The organism is Streptomyces sp. JK94 (assembly GCF_053613315.1).
On record NZ_JBSICH010000015.1, the window covers coordinates 255,201 to 269,583 of the forward strand.

The 14,383-nt window shown below is 73.1% G+C and carries 7 protein-coding genes; all 7 read right to left on the reverse strand.

All coding sequences use genetic code 11. The features are described 5' to 3' along the window. Positions 1-115: 115 nt before the first annotated feature. Complete coding sequence (locus ACVV2G_RS15765) at positions 116-2,257, reverse strand: DEAD/DEAH box helicase (RefSeq protein WP_453843298.1); 2,142 nt, start codon at positions 2,255-2,257, stop codon at positions 116-118. Then, the gene (gene brxD / locus ACVV2G_RS15770; RefSeq protein WP_453843299.1) at positions 2,254-3,597 is read right to left on the reverse strand and encodes a BREX system ATP-binding protein BrxD; all 1,344 of its coding nucleotides are present in this window, start codon (positions 3,595-3,597) and stop codon (positions 2,254-2,256) included. The genes ACVV2G_RS15765 and brxD overlap by 4 nt, the downstream gene beginning before the upstream one ends. Next, positions 3,594-6,326 (reverse strand): BREX-2 system phosphatase PglZ, encoded by a 2,733-nt coding sequence (pglZ, locus tag ACVV2G_RS15775; protein WP_453843300.1) that lies wholly within the window; start codon positions 6,324-6,326, stop codon positions 3,594-3,596. Before pglZ ends, brxD begins: the two co-directional genes overlap by 4 nt. Then, entirely contained in the window at positions 6,326-10,240 is a 3,915-nt protein-coding gene (locus ACVV2G_RS15780; protein ID WP_453843301.1) for a DUF6079 family protein, read from the reverse strand. The genes pglZ and ACVV2G_RS15780 overlap by 1 nt, the downstream gene beginning before the upstream one ends. 163 nt (positions 10,241-10,403) lie before the next feature. Further along, a complete protein-coding gene (locus ACVV2G_RS15785) occupies positions 10,404-10,865 on the reverse strand; it encodes an ATP-binding protein (protein WP_453843302.1) in 462 nt (153 codons plus the stop codon). Between the two features lie 98 nt (positions 10,866-10,963). Then, positions 10,964-12,211, reverse strand: a complete 1,248-nt coding sequence (locus tag ACVV2G_RS15790; protein ID WP_453843303.1) for a hypothetical protein — start codon at positions 12,209-12,211, stop codon at positions 10,964-10,966. A gap of 246 nt (positions 12,212-12,457) precedes the next feature. Next, on the reverse strand, positions 12,458-14,275 hold the full coding sequence (locus tag ACVV2G_RS15795; RefSeq protein WP_453843315.1) for an IS481 family transposase: 1,818 nt from the start codon (positions 14,273-14,275) through the stop codon (positions 12,458-12,460). Between the last annotated feature and the right edge of the window lie 108 nt (positions 14,276-14,383).

The window sequence follows — 14,383 nt, forward strand, 5'->3', positions numbered from 1 at the left end:
GCCCCCTGCGGGGGCTGGGCATCCTCGCTTGTGGTGCCGGGTTCGCGTCTGCCCCGGAGGGTTCGGCACCGGGTGCGGCGGCGTGGGGCTTGCTCGCGCAGTTCCCCGCGCCCCCTTACAGGGCGATCCCCCTGACGAACCTCACAGGCTCCGCGAGAGCCGCCCGGGCCCCCTCCTCGTCCGTCAGGCGGGCCGCGAGGGTGGCCTCCGCAAGGCGAGGGGGGAGGGCTTCGGCGAACTTCAGGCCGCGGACCGCGCCGGGGTCCACCTCGGGCAGGGTGAGACCCGCCTCGGCATCCGCAACCGCCGCCCGCCACGACGGCGCGGTCACGTCGTCGCGCAGTCGCACGAACCGGTCGTCGACGAGCCGGTGACGCAGAACGACCGACGGCAGGGAGGCGGCGAGGGTGGCGTTCGCCCGATGGCCGGCAAAGGTCCACCAGCGCACGTCTTTGGCTCCGCGACGGGTGATGACGGTGCCCGCCGGATGCACCACGTCCACGTGGTTCTCGCGGGCCTCCGCCAGTCCGGCCTTCGCCCGGCGGGTCAGGACCACGGGCGGGTCGTCGCCGAGCAGCACGTCCCGCACGGCGCGGGCCAGCGTGAAGGACCGGACGCGATGTGCCCCCGAGCCGCTCCACTTGGCGCGTCCGCCCTCGTCCACTGGTTCCACGAAGCAGCGCCTGCGCCGCCAGTCGATGTAGGTCACCAGCCAGCTGCGGCCGGCCAGCAGTAGCTTGCGCGGGCCGTCGGTCTCCTCGGTGAGCAGGTCGGGATCGGTGCGCCCGATCTCCGTCCGCCCGCTGAGCACGGTGAATTCGGGGGGCGCGGTGAACGAGGCCGTCAGGTTCATGAAGTGCCGGTGGCCGAACCGGCGTTCGGCCTCCGGCCCGATGAACAGCGTGCCCGAGTCCCGCTCCAGGTAGCCCTGTTCCACCAGATGCCGTACGACCGGTTCGGCGGCGGTGCCGAACGGGTCGAGGCCGCCCCACCACTCCTGCCACAGGTTCTCTCCGACCCGGTGCTCCTGAAGGCAGAGCGCGAGAAGCTGTTGGGCCACGAGGTGTCGCGGCTCACCCGGTGGGGTCACCGGTTCGACCCAGCCACGCGACCAGGCCAGGAGCAGTGCGGTGGCGGCCAGGAGACCCTCGTCGTCCAGGGCGAGGAAGAGGCAGTTGCGACGGGTGCCGTGACGCCGCCCGGTGCGGCCGAGGCGTTGCAGGAAGGAGGCCACGGTGGCGGGCGCGTCGAGCTGGACGACGCGGTCGAGGTCGCCGACGTCGATGCCTAGTTCCAGGGTGCTCGTCGATACGATCACGCAGTCCCGGGCCTCCCCGAAGGCCTGCTCGGCCCGCCGTCGTTCGTCGGTGGAGAGCGAGGCGTGGGAGAGGAACGTGGTGACGCCCCGGAGCCGGAGCTGCTCGCCCAGCTCCTCGACCGTTCGCCTGCTCTCGCAGAACACCAAGCGCTTCTCGCCCCGGTGCAGGGCCGCGATCACCGTTGCCGCGTTGGCCACCGATCCGACGTAGTCCAGTTCCACATCGCACGACGGCGGGTCCGCCGGAGCCGATCGCTCGGGACCGGGGAGCGTCACTCCGGGGGAGATGACCCGTCCGGGCCGCTCGCCGCGTCCGGACCCTTGAAGCCAGGCGAGCAGTTCCCGGGGGTTGCCGACGGTGGCGGACAGTCCCACTCGCTGGACCGGCCGTCCCACGAGCCGCTGGAGTCGTTCCAGTACGGCGAGCAGGTGCCAGCCCCGGTCGTCACCCGCGAAGGCGTGCACCTCGTCGACCACGACGCTGTGCAGCCCGGAGAAGAACGCCCGATGGTCCACATGAGTGCTGACCAGCATCGCCTCCAGCGACTCCGGCGTGGTCAGCAGGACGTCCGGGCGCTGCGCCAGGATGCGGCGGCGTCGGCTGCTCGCGACGTCCCCGTGCCACAGCTCCGTCGTCCGGCCCACCCAGCCCGCGTACGTCTCCAGCCTCGGGCACAGGTTGTTCAGCAGTGCCTTGAGCGGCGTGACGTAGAGGATGCCGGTGCCCTTCCACCCCTGCCGCTGGGCACGGGTCAGCAACGGGAAGGCTGCGGCCTCGGTCTTGCCGCCGGCCGTGGGGGCCAGCAGCACGGCGTCCTGGCCCGCCAGCAGTGGACCGATGGCTTCCTGTTGGAGGGGCCGCAGGGAGCGCCAGCCGAGCGTGTTGACGATGTGATGCGTGAGGATCGGATCGAGCAGGTCCAGCGCGTCGGCGCTCACGGCAGCTCCAGGTCCACGTCCCCGGCGCTCGCGGCCGCGTTGCGCTCCACCTCGTCCAGTTCCGCGGCCCTGACCGTCAGCGTGTAGTGGGCGCGGGGGTCGAAGTCACCGAACGTGTCGACCCGGTCGAGGACGTCGGCCACCAGCTTGCGCAGATAGAGTCGGGGGGCGATACCGGCCTTCCCGCCCAGCGAGCCGGTGACGGCTCGGGCCAGTTCGTCGAGGTACGCGTCGTCGGCACGCTCGGCGACCCGCTCGGGGTAGTGGGCCGTGGCCTCGTACACCCGGCGTACCTTGCGGCCCAGGTCGCCGAGGGAGGCGAGGTCGAAGCCGGGCAGGCGGAGCTGGACGGCGCGGGGGGAGTCGAAGCGGGGATCGGTGCTGAAGTCCGTCGCCAGCCGCTGGGCGAGCGGCGCGAGGCGCTGTACGCCCTGCTGCCCGTCGTAGAAGGCCGGGGTGCCGGTGATGACGAGGAACAGTCCGGGGAAGCGGCCGGCGTCGATCTCGTCCAGGAGCTGACGCAGCGCGTTCAGGGATTTCTCCCGCACGTCACCGCGCACCCGCTGCAGCGTCTCCACCTCGTCCAGGACGAGGAGGAGCCCCGGGTGCCCGCAGTCCCGCAGCACCGTCAGCAGTCCCTGGAGGAATCCGAGCGCGGCGAAGTGGTCGAGGTCGCCGCGTACTCCGGCCGCTCGCTTGGCACCGGCGGCCACGGACTTCTGCCCGCCGAGCCAGGCGATCAGTGCTTCGGCGCGGGCGCCGTCGCCGGCGGCGACCGCCGTACGGTAGCCGCGGAGCGCCGCCGAGAAGGCGGGCGTGGTGCGCGCCACCCCCGTCAGGCGCAGCTCCAGCAGCTCGTCGACGGCACGTCCCAGCGCGGCTTCGTCGTCCTCGTCCGCCTCGCCGGCGGCGAGGACCTCCTCCTCCAGCGCGTAGAACCAGGAGTCGATCACCGCGCGCAGGGCGGACGGGGGGTGCGTGGACGTCGTCAGCCGTTCCGTGAGCCGGCGGTAGACGGTCTCCAGGCGGTGCAGCGGCGTTTCCGTCTCGGAGATCTGCACCTCGCTGACGGCCAGCCCGCGCCGCTTGGCGCGCTCGGCGAGCCAGCGGGCGAAGAAGGTCTTCCCCGAGCCGTACTCGCCCCGCAGGGCGTGGAACGCCGAGCCGCCGCGGGCGGCCGTGGCGAGGTCGTCGTCCAGCGCGTCGGCGAAGCGGTCGAGCCCGACCGCGAACAGTCCGAGGCCCTGCTGCGGCACGGTGCCCCGGCGCAGCGCGTCGACGACGTCCCGGGCGCGGGCGGCACTGATCCCGGGGCCGTCGGACCGGGGGAGGGCGTTCACTGTGCGTCACCTTCCGGGAACTGCTGCCGCAGCAGCTCCCTGTCGAGCTGGACGGTGCGTCCGGACTCGATCAGCTGCAACACGGGATAGCCGTCGATGTTGAGCAGTCGTTCGAGCATGGTGACGAACCGCTGCGGGTTGCGTTCCGACTTGCCGGTGGCGGACTGGGCGGCCGAGGCCACGGCGGCCGGGGAGAGTTTGCCACCCGCGTCGAGCAGCGCGTCGAGCGCGGCGGCGACGGCCGTACCGCTCGGTGCGTTCCGTACGAACTCGCGCTGTACCTCGTACGGCTTGCTGCGCACGGTCCGCTCACCGGGCGTGCCGTGTCCCGGCCGCGGGAAGAGCCCTTCGGGCTGCGGCTGTCGTGCCCGTGCGTCCTTGCCGCGCGGAGCCGCTGCGGGCTTGAGCGGCTGCGTCGTCTCGTGTCCTTCCCGCCACCAGTCGGGAGCGGTGTTCTCCGCGGGCAGGGCCGTCCAGCCGGCCGGGATCTCGCTGCCCGCCGGAACGAACGCCAGGACGGGAACCGTGACCTCGGCGAGCGAGGCACCGCCGTGGTAGCCGGCCTGACGGGCGGTGTACCGCACGTCCTCGCGCCAGGCGGCGGTGATGCGCCCGCCCGGGGCCAGCACGCGTGGCCCGGACAGTTCGACCTCGCCGGGCCGGGCCGGGCCGGTGCGCCACCGGGCTCCCTGCACGCCTTCGGCGGCGGTGGGTCCGGTGTGCCGGGGGCTGCGGTCGACAACGTGTCCGTGGTCGGAGACGAGCAGGACGGGCCGGCCGGCGCCGAGGGCGGCGTCGAGCAGGTCGGTCAGCTTGGCGATGTCCGACGGGCGCCACCGGGCACGCCCGTTGTCGCGTCCGTCGGCGAGTGCGTCGTCGATCGTGTTGACGATCACTCCGACGATGGCGCGTTCGTCGGCGAGCGCACCGAGTAGTTCGGGTGCGAGCCGGTGTCCGGCGGTCCCTTCGTAACCGCCCTTGTGGAAGAGGACCGCGTCACGGTGCCGCTTCTTCCAGAACGCGGTGAATCCGGAGCGTTCCGCGTCCTGTCCGCCTTCGGTCGGGGCGCCGCACAGCAGTGAGGTCCGGCTGAGCCGCGTCACCGTGGGCAGCATCGCCACGGCGGCGAGCCGGCCGGGACGGCGGCCCGTCGGCGCGGTCGGGACGATCTCGGTCCAGGTCCGCCGGTCCAGACCGGCGGCGAGTTCGACGGCTACGTCGGCGCTCATGCCGTCCAGGACCAGGATCAGCGGCCGGCCGCCGTCCCGGGCGAGCGGCGCGGCTGCTTCCGCCAGTACGTCCTCGATGAGCAGGGCCCCGTCCGGCGCCTGCTGGCAGGCGCGTTCCGTCCAGGTGGCGAGCAGTGCGGCGAACTGCTCGTCGATGCGGCGGCGCCGGTCGCGCACCCGGCCGATCAGCCGGTGATAGGCGTTCGAGACCTCACCGTCGCGCGAGATGTCCCCCTCGGCGAGTATCCCCACGGCCAGGTCCGCCCAGCCCGCGGACTCGATGTGCCGGCGCACGCTCCGGCCGACCGACGTCAGCTCGGGCGCCGGGGTGTCGAGCCACCGCAGCAGGCGGATCGCTGTGCGGGCCCGCTCGGTGGAATCCGCGTGCAGTGCGGCGAGCTGGTGGTCGGCCAGCTCCCGCAGGGCGTTCTGGGCCGCGGCGGACCGGCCGTCCAGTGCGGCGGCGACGGCGCGCAGCCTGCTCCGGTATCCGGAGGGCAGCAGCCTGTCCCCGGCCAGCAGGGCGGTGAGCCGTGCGCTGTCGGCGAGTTGGTCGGCCCGTTCCAATACGGACAGCACCCGGACGCGCGCGTCGGCACCGGCCGGACCGCCCGCTTCCGCCTGGGCGATCCAGCGCGTCAGTACTCCGGTGGCCGCCGCCGCGAACGGCGTCAGCGCGTCGAAGGAACCCAGGGCCCGGCCGAAGAGGGTGCCGAGGGCGAACCCGGCGTCCGCCGCCGCCGGACAGGCCAGGGCCGCGGAGGCCAGCGCTCCGAGCGGCAGCGCGTCGGCGCCGCGCCCGTCGGCGGCGAGCGCGAGCAGGGTGGGCGCCGCGGGTCCGGCCACCTGCTCCAGCCAGCCGGTCAGCCCGGCACGCTCCGGCTCGTGCAGCTCGGCGAAGCGCCTCGGCCCGACGGGTGCGCGGCTCCACTCGAAAAGGGTGTCGGCATCCAGGTCCAGTGTCTCGCCGGCGGTGTCACCGAGCCCCACCCGTGCGGCGAGCAGGGCGCGCAGGGCCCGGTCGAGGGTGAGGACGGACCCGGCCCTGGGCCAGCCGCCCGGTGGCTCGGACTCCAGCAGGGCGTCCAGCAGCCAGGTCTCCCGCACCATGCGGGTGTCGAGATCACCGGCGCCGAAGAGCTGCTTGACGATGTCCGTCCGTTCGACGGCCAGCGGCCGACGGCGTACCGCGTGCCCCCGCAGGTCCCAGCCGAGCTGGTCGGCGGGGACGCTGCCGGTGACGACCAGGACGCTGTCCCCACCGGGGTCGGTCTCGGTGAGGTGGCGCCGCCAGGCATCGGCGATGCCGAGCGGTGAGTCCTGGTCGGTGACGTGGACCCGGCGCTGCCGGTCCCCGACCCGGACGCTGAACTCCCGCTCGTCGTCGGCGCCCGCCCACACGGCGTCCACGAGGACCAGCCGCCGGCCGTCGGCACGATCCAGCTCCGCCTCCAGCAGCACCTCGACGGCGCGCCGCCCGGCGGCCGGCCGTGCCCCCATCAGCGCGGCTCCCCGGCGCCCTCGGCGGAGTCGGCGCCGGTGGCCTCCTCGGCGGCCCGTACCGGACGCCAGCTGATCTCGACGGCGGCGTCCGGGTGCGTGGCGAGGAAGGCCCGGATGTCGTCCCGTACCCCGGCCAGTTCGCCCGCCAGCAGCTCCTCCAGCGGGGTCGCCCCCGCGGGGGCGACGACCCGGCGCCCTGTGCCGGGCGTCCGTGCGGACGTTCCGTTCGCGCCCGGCCCGGCGGGGGCAGGGGCGGTTTCGGCGGGCGGTGGCACCTCACGGTTCGGCCCCCCGGGGTGGTGCGTGGCCACCTCCGGCTCGTCGATCCGTACGTCCTCGGGCCCAGGGACGGGCTGCTGGCGCGGGGTGAAGACGTTCTCGACGGTCAGCGCCGCGTTGATGATGGCGTTGGCCTTCTCACCGGAGTCGGCGAGTACGGGCACCAGCGACCGTTCGAACTCGGAGGCACGCGCCGCCACGGCGATCTCGTCGAAGAGCCGCCGCGCGCGGTCGCCCACACCGTCCTCGCGGCCGACCAGGCCCCGCACGTTGGTGAGGGCCGGCCAGGCCGCGTCGTCCAGCGCGCGCAGCACCTCGCCCGCGCTTCCCATGGCGGTGCTCAGGTCCCGTTCCGACGCGGTGAACGAGGCTGTGGCCAGCTCCCGTACGAGGGCGGTGGCGTCGCTGCCGTGGCGGGTCAGCCGAGCGAGCAGCGCGGCCGCCTCGCGCAGGATGACCGGGCGGGGCGCGGGCTCGCCGGGCGCGTCGAGGCCGAGCAGCGTGGCGTGCCGCTCCAGTGACGTCCGCACGCCCGCCACGTCCTTCTCCCACACCTCCGCCTTGGCCCTGACGTCCTCGGCCAGCCGGTTGACGGTGCGCGCGTACATGGCCGGTTTGGCGGAGACGCCGAACAACCGCGCCGCGCGCTCCCGTGCCGCCGCGTACTCCTCCTCGCTGGGCAGTGGCTGGGCGCGCAGCGACCAGCCGGGGCCGATCTCGTGCAGGGCGGGCGCCTGCCGCTCCGGACCGCCCTGGTACACCCAGGCCCGGTCGTCGAGCAGTGCGTACGCGGTGATGAGGAGGTTGCCGGTGAGCTTGTCGAGGCCGCCGTACCCGAGGTCCTTGGTGATCCAGCCGCGAATGTCCTCGACGGCGAGGTCGCCGCGCTGGTGGTGCGCGGCGGCGATCTGGTTGATGCGGGCGCGCCAGTCCTGCCGCATGACCAGGGGGCCGTCATGGACGGTGCCCAGTTCAAGCGGCTCCACGATCCGCTTGACGGTCTTCAGGTGGTGGCTGTCGACGTTCTGGGCGCGCCCGCCCTCGTCCATGGCCCGGGTGACCCACTCCAGGGCGGTACGCAGCTCACCCGCCGTCACCGCCTTGCGCTGCCCCTTGCCGTCGAGCCCGAAGTCGGGGTGCTTGGGGTAGAGGGCGGAGAACATGCCGTCGGCCAGATGCTGCACGTTCGCCTCGAAGCCCTTGCCACCCTCCTCGCGCGGCTGGGCGTACTCCGGCTGGAGCGACAGCACGTGCCGCCCGTCGGGCACCTCGGGACCTGGGTTGGCGTCGGTCCGCCCGGCCATGCCGTACACCTCGGCGAGCGCGCCGGTCAGCTGGTCGGTGAGGGTGTCGCGGGCCACCTCCAGCTGGCGCCGGACTTTGGCCCGGTCGTCGGGCGGGAAGGTGCCGGTGTAGTCGGTGAGCCGGTCGCGTTCCAGCAGGAAGCCGATCCGCATGAGCCGGCCGAGCTGGGCCTTGCGCTGGTCGGAGAAGAAGTCGGTGAGCCAGACCAGCACGGGCGCGGTGACTCCGGCCTTCTTCAGCTCCTCCACCCGGTGGAAGTCGTCGCTGGGGTAGTGGTCGCCGTCGTCGAAGGGATAGTCGACGACGAACCGCACGTTGCCCGCGGTCGCCGGGGCGAACTGCTCGTCCGGCAGGTCGGAGCGGTCCCGCACGTTGCCGAAGACGAACTCGGCGACGCGCCGGGTGCCCCGCCAGACGATCTCCTTCTCGGCGACGAACTGCCCGTCGCGGACCCCGATCGCCTCCCACAGCCGGTCGCGCAGCCACACCCGGCGCACCCCCGCCTTGTCCTCCTCGGCGACGGCGTCGAGCAGCGGCTCGATGTCGAGGTCGGACAGGTGGAGCGAGAACACGGGGTCGGCCTCGCCGTCGGACCGCACCTCGGAGGGGAACGTCGCCTGCAGGTCCCGCATCCGCCGTACGACGACGTCCCCGGCGGGCACGGTCCGTGAGCGCACCGAGCCGTGGTTGAGGGCCGCGAGCCGCGCTCCCGTCAGCCTGCGCAGCGCGGGCACGTCGGGGGCGAGCGCGCCCAGCAGCAGCGTCTTGACGAACCGGTCGTCGGCCAGGAAGTCGGTGTGGGTGTCGGAGCCGTACTTGCCGAGCAGGTGGGTGCGCGCCTTGCCGTAGAACTTCACGGCGGCCTCCGACTCGCGCTTGAGCCGGTCGGTGAAGGCGGCGCCCGTGCCGTCGACGAGCACGTCCCACAGGTCACCGAGGGGGATCAGCCGGCCCACGGCGGCGTCGGCGTTGCGCTGCAGGAGCTGCTGGACGAGCTTCAGCCCGGTGCGCTCGCGCTGGAGGGCGCCGGAGAGGGCGACGAGGACGTTGAGGAGCGCCGGGGAGAGCGGGTACACGGCCCGGAAGCCGTCCCAGTCGGCGTGCGTGGCACCGCCGCCGTCCAGCAGGATGTCCTTGACCTGCTGGTTGGAGCGGTCGATGCCCGCGAAGGCGGTCTCCAGGACCGGCTCCTTGCCGGGCAGCGGCTTCAGCACTCGCTCCTTGATGATCTCCGGCAGGTTGCGGTCCTCCAGGTCGACGATCTCGAACCGCTCGTTGAGGTACTCCAGCGCCTGTTCCATCGCCTTGACGTCGGCACCGAGCACGTCGGTGCCGACCAGCTGGGACAGGTCGCGCTGCCGGGAGATGAAGGACACGATCGGCACCGGCCGGTCGGCGTCCCCCGACTCGATCAGTTTCACCAGCTTCTGGATCTCGCTGTTGACGAAGGTGCGTTCCTTCATGTGCGCCTGGAGCCACAGCACCAGCTCGTCCAGGAACAGCACCACACCGTCGAAGCCCAGCCCGCGGGCGTGCCGGCTGATGGCGGACAGCCCGTTCTCCAGCGGCACGTACTTGGCCGCGTCGCCGTGCGCGCTCTCGGCGTACGAGCGCATCGGCCCGGTGAGCAGGGCGGACACCAGCCGCTCGCGCCGCTCGTCCCCGGCGGGCGCGGCGAAGGCGCCGTCCAGCTCCGCGGAGGTCCACGACCCGCCGGCGCCGATCACCTTCAGCTCGCCGTCCTCGTCGTCGCCGCCCGGGGCGTCGGCGGGCAGCAGCCCGACGAAGGCGTCGTCCCCGAGCCGCTCCCGCATGCCCCGCGCGTCCGCGAGCATCGCGTCGGAGCGGAACACGGTCGGCGTCGGCGCGTCCGGGTAGCGTTCGCGCACCACCCGCACGTACCCGCCGAGCAGCGCCTCGTCCAGGTTGGCGGCGCCCACCAGGTGGTACGGCACCATGAGGAACCGCTTTCCGCGCAGCCAGTCGTCGTGCTCGGCCACGATTTCCCGCAGCCGCGGCTTGGCGCGCACGGACGGGTCGCCGTTCAGCACCGCGTGCAGCACGGTCAGGAAGTGGCTCTTACCGGCGCCGAAGGAGCCGTGGAGATAGGCGGCGTACGACGCGTTCTTGCGCACGGCACCGCGCACCAGCTTCAGCGCCTTGCCGAACTGCTCATGGAGCTGCGGCGTGACGACGTACTCCTCGACGCGCCCGGCGGCCTTCCCGGTGAACCCCTGGGACAGCTCGACCTTGAAATCGCCGGCGTACACGTCCTCCTTGATGTCGAGGACGTCCCTCAGCACGACACCGTCGCCACCCCTGGCCATATCAGCCGCTCCCGCTCCCCGTAGCCCACACAAGTCCCTCTTATCCTGCCAGGCTGCCCAGAGGTGCAGGGAGGGAGCGGGAAAGATCCCGCAGGGGAACGAAGGGTGCGGGCGGGGCCGCGGGAGGACGCCGGACGGGGCTCGGGGCCCGCCGGACGGCACTTCAGGGGACGCGAGGGAGGGGACCGTCCGCCACCAAGGCCCACACGGTCTTCCCCGGCGCGCCCGGCCGCTCGGCCACACCCCACGCCTCGGCCAGCGCCGCCACCAGCGTCAGCCCGCGCCCGTCCTCCGCGAGCCCCCGCCCGCCCTCCGCGAGCACCGGCCGTCGCTCCCCGCGCACGTCGCTCACCTCCACCAGGAGGCGCCCCGCGGCATCGTGGGCCAGCCGCAGCTCGGCATCCCGCCCCGGCACCCGCCCGTGGGTGACGGCGTTGGCCGCCAGCTCGCCCACGACCAGTTCCACGGCGTCATGGACCGGAGTGCGATACGGCCACCCCCATCGGTCGAGCTGGTGCGAGGCCAGCCGCCGGGCCAGGCGGGCGCCGCGCGGGGTGGCGCTGAAACGGAAGGCGAAGGAGGCGACGGCCGTGAAGGAGGTGACGCCGGTGAAAGCGGTGGTCATGCCTCGAAGATCCCGCTTCGCCCGCCTGCCTGACCAGGTGTTTCGGCCCTACGGCCGCCATCTGTAGCGGTCGGTCCGCCGTCTGTCGGGGTGGTCGGTCACAGCAGCCCGCTCAGCGGCAGGACCCGCTCGCCGAGCCGACCCCGCAGCCTGCCCCCGGCGGTGTCGGCCTCCGCGAGCCATTCCGCGGCGACCAGCAGCGCGGCGTGCTCGGTGATGTCCTCGGGCCGCAGGCCACAGAACGAGGCGACCGCGTCCAGGCCGACACCGTCGCACTCGGCGCCTTCGGCCCGCTCACCGAGACGCCCGTCGGGACGGCTGTGGGCGGCGGTGTACACGGCGAGGAGCCGGGTGGCGGCGCAGGCCTTCTTCTTCCGCAGCTTCCGGTCGCCCACCACCCTCTGCGCCCACCCCGACAGCCGCGCCCGGGTGACCTTGCCGAAGGCTAACGGACGGGTCTCGGCGGGCAGCAGCGAGGGGACGGTGACCTGGGTGGGCTCCTCGGGCCGGGAGTCCAGCGCGTCGGCGGCGTCGACCCCCTCCGGCAGACACAGCCAGCCGACGTCGACGAGATTGTGGAGCACCCGCTCGGCATCGCCCTGCAACCAGCCACTGAGATCCTGCCCGGTGACGTTCCCGGTGCCGGCGCGCGCGGCCCGCAGGGAGAGCATGAGCACCGCGAGCCGCGCCTCGGCCCCGGGGAGCGGGGCGTGGACCCGGACGTGCTCCAGCACGCCACGGGCGTGGGCGCCCTGCCCCCGGGTCAGCAGCCGCTGGACGACCGGCCCACCCCCGTCCACCTCGATGCCGAGGCGGTTCGCGTTCATCTCGCGGGTGGTCCGCGCCGCCGCCTCCGCCCGTACGGCCTCCTCCCGCAGGGACGCGTCGTCGGTGACGTCGGCCCACAGCGCGAAGGCGCGGGCCTTGCGGTCGTGGAGTTCGGCGAGGACGGCGAGGTCCGGTTCGGGGCGCCGCTGGTACGCGCGGAACGCGTTCCCGAGTTCGGTCAGCTCCAGCCGCAGCACCTCGGGCTGGAGGTCGTCCGGCACGATCCGCTGGGCGATCTTCCCCCACCGCCCCGCGCCCAGGTGCCCGGCAGGGACACCACCGGGCCGCGGACGCGGGGCGGGCCGGGCGCGCGGGACGGAGGGGGCCCCGGCACCGACCGCACCGGGACGACCCGAGGCGGCGGCCGCCGACGGCGACCCACCGACGCCGGGGGCGTGGGAGAACATCACCGACCCCCCACCGGTCACCGCGCCCCGATCCGGCTTTCCCCTGCCTTGACGCCCGCTGTCGGCGCCGTCGACGAACAGTCCGCCCCGGTCACCCGTGCCCGCGCTCACCCGATGCCACCTTCTCCCTTGCCGGCCTGCGACCTCCCGCCCGCTGCGGGCGCAGCCACCTGACGCTACGTTTCCCACCGCAGCCACCGGGGAGGGACCGGAATGGACCACACGTTCGGGTGACGATCCCGTGCGTGCACCGGAGCTGGGCCATCCGAGTGACATGAGCCCTAAGATCCTTGCCGTGCCTGTCGGGTCCCAGGTGATGCCTGACGGTTTGGTCCCAGGTGATGTTTGACGCTGGGCCTAGACAACATCGGAAACCTTGTGGGGCTTGTTGGCTTTCACGTTACGGACCGGGACGTCGGTCGTGCGGCGGATGACCCGGATCTGGCCGTCCAGCTCGACGGTGATCGTCGTGTCCGAGACGTGGACGGTCACGGTCTGGCCTGCGTAGGGGCGGCCGAGGGAGACGACCTGGCGGCAGACCATGACGGTGCCGACCGCGCTGACCCGCCGCTGCACCCGCACGGGCTCGACGCGGGGCCGTGGTGGCGGTCCGGCCGGCCGCAGGCCCCGCAGCCCGCGGACTTCCTCACCGGTCAGCGGGTTGGGCCGCACCCGCAGCAGTTCCCGTGAGGCCGGGTCGAAGAACGACAGAGTCTCGTCGTCGATGCGGACGCCCACCTGGCGGCCGCCGAGGATCTCCGCGGCCAGCACCTGGTGCCCGCCCAGGCCCACCAGGCCGCTGTTGTTCACCACCCGGTCCACCTCGAACGCCGCCTCGTCGCCGGTCGGCAGTGGCGAGGGTCCGGCCGCACGACCGCCCCGGGCCGCCAGCCGACCCAGGTCCGCCACGGACAGGTGCGACCGCACCGTCTTGATCCGCGTCCCGGCGATCAGCAGATGGATCACCGACGTGTCCGCCCAGAACGTCACCGTCAGCCCCGACCGGGCCGGCCCGAGCCAGAACTGTTTGCCCGCGACCTGCAGATTCCCACTCGCCGGCACCACCCGCTCGAACTCCACCGGCCCACCCGCCTCCACCGGAACCGCCGGGACCAGCTCCGGAAGGCCGGGCGACACGGGCGCCTCGTCGACCGGTTCCGGCTCCGCGGAAGGTGTCCGCTGCGGCGGCACCACCGCCAGCATCCCGGGCACCCTCAAGCCCAGCATGTCCCGCTCCTCGTCTGGAACGGGAGTGAACCGGTCGGCGGGAGACTGCATGTCCAGGGCCTGATGCGGACGCATCGAGTTGTATTCCTCCACCCAACGATCCAGCGCCGCCTGAGCATCCCCGACGCTCTCGAAAGCACCGCAGTCGTCGAGGAGTTCACGCCGCAGCGTCTGGTGGAACCGCTCGACCTTCCCTGTCGTGGTCGGCGAGGCCGGCTGGGTGAGCCGGTGGGCGATCCCGTTCTCCCGGCAGATCCGGTCGAACAGCACCTCACCGCCATGCCCGAACCGGTCGGTGAACTGCTTGCCGTTGTCGGTCAGCACCTCCTCCGGCACCCCGAACGTCTCCAAGGCCCTCGCGAAGGCCGCGCAGACCGCACGACCGGTCGCCCGCTCCACCACCTGCGCGATCACGCAGTACCGGGAATGGTCGTCCACCCCGGTCACGATCTTGGCTTCGGTCAGCTCACCCGTCACCGGGTCGACGAGCATGACCCCGCCGACGATGTCCATCTGCCACAGCTGCATCGGACGGTCCCGCTGCCAGCGCTTGTAATCCGACCGCTTCCGGCGCCGCACCCCCGGCTCGATCAGCCCATGCCGGACCAGGATCCGATACACGGTCATCCGCGACGGCACCGGTGAGACGGTCCCGGACCGCTCCAGCACGAACGCGATCCGCCGCGGACCCCACCTCGGATGCTTGCGCCGCAGCTCACACACCGCCGCCTCCACCTCGGCAGAAGCCTGATGCGGGCACGACGCCGGCCTACGCGACCGGTCCGCCAACCCCGCCAGACCCGACGCCTCATACCGGGACTTCCACCCGCTCACCGTCTGCCTGGACACCCCCAACTGGGCGGCGACCTCCGTCACCGTCGCACCCGCCAGCACCGCAAGCACAGCCCGGTATCTCTGCTCGACAACCGACAACTCCACCAGCGCCAATCCCGGCCTCCTGCCACACGCCGCAACGACGTGCACAGAAAAGCCGAACACGGCCACCGTCAAGCATCAGCTGGGACCGAAGTGTCAAGCATCTCCCGGGACCGGACA

Bases quoted from the DNA above. Each gene is read 5' to 3' on its own strand.
- pglZ (WP_453843300.1), bottom strand. From the start codon at position 6,326: ATGGGGGCACGGCCGGCCGCCGGGCGGCGCGCCGTCGAGGTGCTGCTG.
- ACVV2G_RS15780 (WP_453843301.1), bottom strand. From the start codon at position 10,240: ATGGCCAGGGGTGGCGACGGTGTCGTGCTGAGGGACGTCCTCGACATC.
- ACVV2G_RS15785 (WP_453843302.1), bottom strand. From the start codon at position 10,865: ATGACCACCGCTTTCACCGGCGTCACCTCCTTCACGGCCGTCGCCTCC.